General features: G+C 66.3%; 5 protein-coding genes. 1 reads left to right on the top strand and 4 read right to left on the bottom strand.

Annotated elements, in window-relative coordinates; all coding sequences use genetic code 11:
- The 4 genes from ACE3UY_RS10160 to ACE3UY_RS10175 form a co-directional block, all read right to left on the bottom strand.
- Positions 1-983: AI-2E family transporter (locus tag ACE3UY_RS10160; RefSeq protein WP_374687421.1), on the bottom strand; the 983-nt coding region annotated here is incomplete at its 3' end.
- A gap of 113 nt (positions 984-1,096) precedes the next feature.
- Positions 1,097-2,014 (bottom strand): class I SAM-dependent methyltransferase, encoded by a 918-nt coding sequence (locus ACE3UY_RS10165; RefSeq protein ID WP_374687422.1) that lies wholly within the window; start codon positions 2,012-2,014, stop codon positions 1,097-1,099.
- 93 nt (positions 2,015-2,107) lie between these two features.
- On the bottom strand, positions 2,108-3,328 hold the full coding sequence (locus tag ACE3UY_RS10170; RefSeq protein WP_374687423.1) for a glycosyltransferase family 4 protein: 1,221 nt from the start codon (positions 3,326-3,328) through the stop codon (positions 2,108-2,110).
- Positions 3,329-3,406: 78 nt separating this feature from the next.
- Positions 3,407-4,429 (bottom strand): lysylphosphatidylglycerol synthase transmembrane domain-containing protein, encoded by a 1,023-nt coding sequence (locus tag ACE3UY_RS10175; protein WP_374687424.1) that lies wholly within the window; start codon positions 4,427-4,429, stop codon positions 3,407-3,409.
- Between the two features lie 394 nt (positions 4,430-4,823).
- On the opposite strand from ACE3UY_RS10175, the gene ACE3UY_RS10180 reads away from it, so the two are divergent.
- Positions 4,824-5,185, top strand: a 362-nt coding sequence (locus ACE3UY_RS10180) for an iron chaperone (RefSeq protein ID WP_374687425.1), incomplete at its 3' end; no start/stop codon positions are given.

Here is a 5,185-nt window from a genome sequence, read left to right on the forward strand (position 1 = left end):
GGCCGTAAGTCCAGCGCCCCGCCGACGATGCGCGGGACCAGCAGGTTGTTCTCCAACTGCTGGATGATGATCATCAACCCCAGCACCACCAGCGCGTATTGCCACGAGGCCAGCCCCAGGTAGTTATCAGGCTGGAAGAGCGCCACCAGAATGGCCACCACCGCGCCGATGATCGGCCCGATCGTCGGGACGAACTCCAGCAGGCCGGATAGCAGCCCCAACGCCAGCGAGTTCTGCACGCCCAGGATCATCAGCCCGATCCAGACGACCAGGAAGATAACCAGCCCCAGGATGATCTGGCCGCGCAGGTAGGCTCCCCAGACGCGGCGCAGCTCCGGCATCAGCCGCTCGGCGTCCTCGCGGTAGCCCGGCTGCTGGGCGAAGCTCTTGACGTAGCCGCCCATGCTGGGCAGGTCGCTGGCGAAGTACATCGAGACGATGAAGATGAAGAACAGGTTGATGACGGTGCGGGCCGTGGTGGTGGCGAAGCGGCTGACGATGGTGGTGCTCTGGGTCAGGGCGGGTTGGGCCAGGCCGAGAATCTGCTCGGTCAACCGCTCCCAGGGGATGATCGTCGGGTCGATGGTGAAGGGGCCAATGCGCAGCGGCTCGGTGCGATTGACGAGCGCGCTGATGGAGGCGGTGGCGTTTTCGATCAGATCGGGCGCCAGGTCGATCAAGTTGGCGATCTGCTGGAAGCTGGCGACGCCCAGGGCGAAGAAGCCGCCGATGAGGGCCACGGCCAGGGTGATGTAGACGATGGCGATGATGGCCCCCCGGCCAAGCGTCGTCCGGTCGCCGATGAAGGTGATGAGCGGGTCGAGCAGGTAGGCCAGAATGGCGGCGACGATCAGCATGCCGATGAGCGACTGGAAGCGCCAGGCCAGGAGGATGACGAACAGCAGGCCGATCAGGACGACAATCGTCTTGGTCGTCCGGCTCCAGAGCGGCGAGCGGTTGTAATTGGGCGGTTCGGGGGCCATCGGGCCGCGTTATCCTCCTTAGACTGCAATCATACGGTCTGAGTCGCCGGGCGGCAAGCGAATAAATCAACCACGGATTTTCACGGATACTACGGATAATACGGATTGAGACTTCATTTCAATCCGTCTTTATCCGCTAAATCCGTGAAAATCCGTGGTTGATTTATTTCTCCCACTGGCAAAGGCCGAGGCGGGGGGAGGTGGACGGGGATGGGGCCGTTGGCGCGCTTGCGGGCGATGAGCAGCAGGTAGGCCCCGGCGTCGAGCGCGGCCTCCTCCTCATAGAAGGGGCGCACCCAGCGCTCCGTCGGCCCCAGGCTGCTGGCCCACGGCGCGACGATCCAGTGGCCGGTCAGGGCGTGGAGGACGGCCGACGGCAAGCCCTGAGCGTGCCCCAGTTCCAGCGCCCGCAGCGCCTCGCGCGAGAAGTAGTACTGCCAGCGCTCCACGGCGAAGCCCGCCGCGGCCAGCCGCCCGGCCCACGTCTCCGGCGAGTCGGTGTGGGCGTGGCGGGAGATGGTGTTGAAGAACGACCGGTAGCGCCCGGCCAGGCCGTTCAGCCGCAGCCGCTCGAAGAAGGCCGCCCCGCCCAGGTACTCGGTGAAGTAGTGGCTGGGCGTGGTGATGACGAAGCGCGCCCCCGGCCGCAGCACGCGGCTGACCTCGTTCAGCACCGGCTGGATATCGGGGATGTGCTCCAGCACCGAGTTGCTGAAGGCGCTGACGAAGTGGGCGTCGGCGAAGGGCAGGCGGTCGCCGAGGGCCTGGACGGGCAGGCCGTATTGCCCGGTGCGCACCGCCTTGCGCAGCGGCCCCCACCACGGGTCAATGCCCGCCGTCACCGTCCGGCCGGGGAAGGTCATCTGGGCGAAGTGGCCGTCGCCGCAGCCCACGTCGAGCGCCGGCTCGGGCAGGGGGATGTAGGGGTAGAAGCGCGCCTCCACCGCCCGCAACAGGGCGCGGAAGGCGGGCAGGCTCTTCAATTGCCGCCACAGCAGGTCGTCTGTTTCTGGTCGCGCGTCAGTTGTCACACGTCACCCATTATCGACATCAGAGTGCGCATCCTCAGATGCGCGCCCCTATAATTATGTAAACCGCCCGCATCTGAGGATGCGGACTCTGGCCTATGCAGGTTGATCGCGCATGGCCCGCAGCCGCTCATACGCCGGCGGCTCAGCCGTCCGGCCGGGCCGCTCGCCGCGGCGCAGCGCCTCGAACAGGCGGGCGTACTCGGCCGCGGTCTGGGCCGGCTCGAAGCTCTCGGCGATGAGCGCCGGGGAGCGGACGTAGGCGTCGCGCCGGCGCAGGATGCGGATGAGAGCCGCGGCCAGCCCCTCCGGGTCGCCCACGGCCGACACCTCGCCCATGCCCGTCATCGTCACCGGCTGGCGCACGCCGGGCAGGTCGCAGGCGGCCACGGGCACGCCGTTGCGCATGGCCTCGATCTGCACCAGGCCGAAGCTCTCGGTGCTGTTCAGGCTGCAAATGCACAGCACGTCGAGCGCCCGGTAGAAGGCGGTCAGGTCGGCCCCGTGCAGCGTGCCCAGCAGGCGGTAGTGGCCGGCGTACTGCTGGAAGAGCGGTTCCAGCCGGGCGGCATACTTCTCCTCGCCGATGAGGCCCTTGTACGGCCCGGCGTGGAGCACCAGCGCGTCGGGGAACGCCTCCAGAACGCGCGGCAGCGCCCGCAGCAGCACCTCGACTCCCTTCTCCGTCGCCAGCCGGGCGGAGATGCCGATGATGGGCCGGCGGCCCGCGGTGTGCTGGTCGCGGAAGGCGGCGACGTGGGCCTCGCCGGCCGGGTCGAGAGCGATGGGTGGCGGGATGATGACCAGCTTGCGGTCGAGGAACTGCGACAGATAGGGCGTGTGGGCGGCGTAGTCGCGGGTGTAGGTGACGACGGCGTCGGCCAGCCGGCCGGCGGCGTTGTTCTGGAACTGCACGACGCGGTCGACCATCTGGTTGAACGCCCCCTGCGGCAGTTGCAGGTCGCAGTGGTAGGTCAGGACGACGGGCTTGCCCAGCAGCCGGCCGCGCAGCGCCAGCCCCGGCGCGTCGAACTGCGGCAGGTGCAGGTGGATGAGATCGACGCCGCGCGTCAGTTTCCAGGCCATCGGCCCGAAATCGGGCATGATCACCCCCTTGCTGACGCGCAGAGCGACGGGGATGCGTACGACCTTGACGCCGTCCATCACGTCGTAGCGGGGCAGGTCGCGGTCGTATTGCGAGGTCAGGACGGTGACGTCGTGCCCCTGTTCGACCAGCGCCCGGCTGAGGCGCTCGACGTAGATGGTCAGGCCGCTGACCCAGGGGCGGTAGTAAGTCAGTACTTCGAGAATCTTCATGAAGAGATGATCCGCAGATTTCGCAGATTTGGTGTTGCAGGGTTATACACGTGAGGTGAGGTATGTTCGCAGAACCTGTCAGGTCTGTTCTTTGCGGGCGACGAAGGATTGGGCGGACTGGAGGACGTTGCGGAAGGTGACGCCGGTGCGGGCGATAGCCAGGACGCCGAAGAGCACCATGACGACGATATTCATGACGTGGTAGAGAAAAGCGAAGCTGGCCGACTCGGCCGCCGGCTGGCCGTAGAGCTGGAGGGCGGTGATGACGGCGAAGTGGTAGGGGCCGGCCTGGCCGGGCGTGGACGGCACGGCCACGCTGAAGGCCGCGGCGCAGACGACGAAACCGGTCATCGTCCACGTCGGCTCCAGGTTCACGGCGCGCATGGTGTAGTAGTAAGCCAGCAGGATGGGCAGCCAGACGGCGACGCTGAGGGCGGTCAGAATCAGGCCGTCGCGCGGGCTGGTCAGGCTCTTCAGGCCGGCGAGCAGGCCGTCGAAGCGGCGCGTCCAGGTCGGCCCATGCAGGAAAGGCAGCCAGCGGGCCAGGAAGCGCCCGGCCAGCCGCACGGCCCGCTCGCGCTGGTTGGCGGCGACGATGAGGACGAGGATGCCGCCGATGGCCGCGAAGCCGGAAAAGAGGGCGAAGGAGCGCATCCACTCCGGCAGGGTGGTCAGGCCGGACAGGGTGAAGGGCAGCAGGACGACGATAAACAGCATGTCCAGCAGCCGCTCGACGACCATGGTCGAGACGCCCTGGGTGAGGGTCAGGGGCGGGACGTTGCCGATGAGGATGGCGCGGGCCACGTCGCCCAGCCGCAGCGGCAGCAATTGGGTCAGCATGTAGCCGATGTTCTGGATGTGGAACACCTGGCCGTAGGGGGCGGCATTGCCCAGCATGAAGCGCCAGCGGACGGCGCGGATGAGCAGGAAGAGGACGACGCCCAGCGTGCCCAGTAGGAGGTAGCCGAGGTGGACGTGGCGCAGGCTCTCGATGATTTCGGCCGGGCGGGCGTAGAAGATGAACACCGCCGCCAGACAGGCCACCCCCACCAGCAGGCCCACCCAGAGTTGCCATTGTCCCTTGCGGGTTGTTTGCTCCATAGAGCATGCATTATATAGGGGGTAGGGGTTAGGGGCTAGGGGATAGCGTAGCGCCCAGACCTGACAGGTAGGCAGCCACAAGTTTCACGGTTGTCAGAGTACCATTGGCCGCCCACCGGTCAGGTATTTGGTAGCTTGACGACTGCTGAAAGGCCCTGTCTCTCCTGTGAGGCTCGTTGTGCATCGGGTGGCAAAATGCTATAGTAGCCGCCCTGACCGCATCTTGATGGGAAAATCCTTTATGCGCTCGACCGTTCATCAGCAACTTCGTCTCGCCCGCCATGTGCTGGATCGAAACTATAGGGTGCTGTCGCAGGACAAGCCCCGCCGGCCGCGTCGCTGAGCGCCGTGTTGGGGCCGCGTTTCCTACTCCAATCAGCGTGAGGAGGTTTTCATGAGCGAATCTACGAAGAAGTCCGGCAAGAGCGCCGCCGCGAACAACAAGCCCTCCAAGGGATTTACGGCCGAGGAACAAGCCGCGATGAAGGAGCGCGCCAGGGAACTGAAGGCGGAAGCGCGCGCGAACAAGGACAGGGCGGCCGGGGAAAGCGACCTGCTGGCGAAGATCGCCGAGATGCCGGAATCGGATCGCGTCATGGCCCAACGGGTCCATGAGATCGTCAAGGCCAACGCGCCGGCCCTCATGCCGAAAACCTGGTACGGGATGCCCGCCTATGCCAAAGACGGCAAGATCGTCTGTTTCTTCCAGAGCGCGGCCAAGTTCGACGCGCGGTACGCGACGCTCGGCTTCAACGA

Origin of the sequence: Promineifilum sp. (SeqCode), assembly GCF_041918635.1 — a bacterium.
Classification (GTDB): Bacteria; Chloroflexota; Anaerolineae; order Promineifilales; family Promineifilaceae; genus Promineifilum.

What these genes read in the sequence shown, in the direction of transcription:
- ACE3UY_RS10170 (WP_374687423.1), bottom strand. Translation starts at nt 3,328, where the DNA reads ATGAAGATTCTCGAAGTACTGACTTACTACCGCCCCTGGGTCAGCGGC.
- ACE3UY_RS10175 (WP_374687424.1), bottom strand. Translation starts at nt 4,429, where the DNA reads ATGGAGCAAACAACCCGCAAGGGACAATGGCAACTCTGGGTGGGCCTG.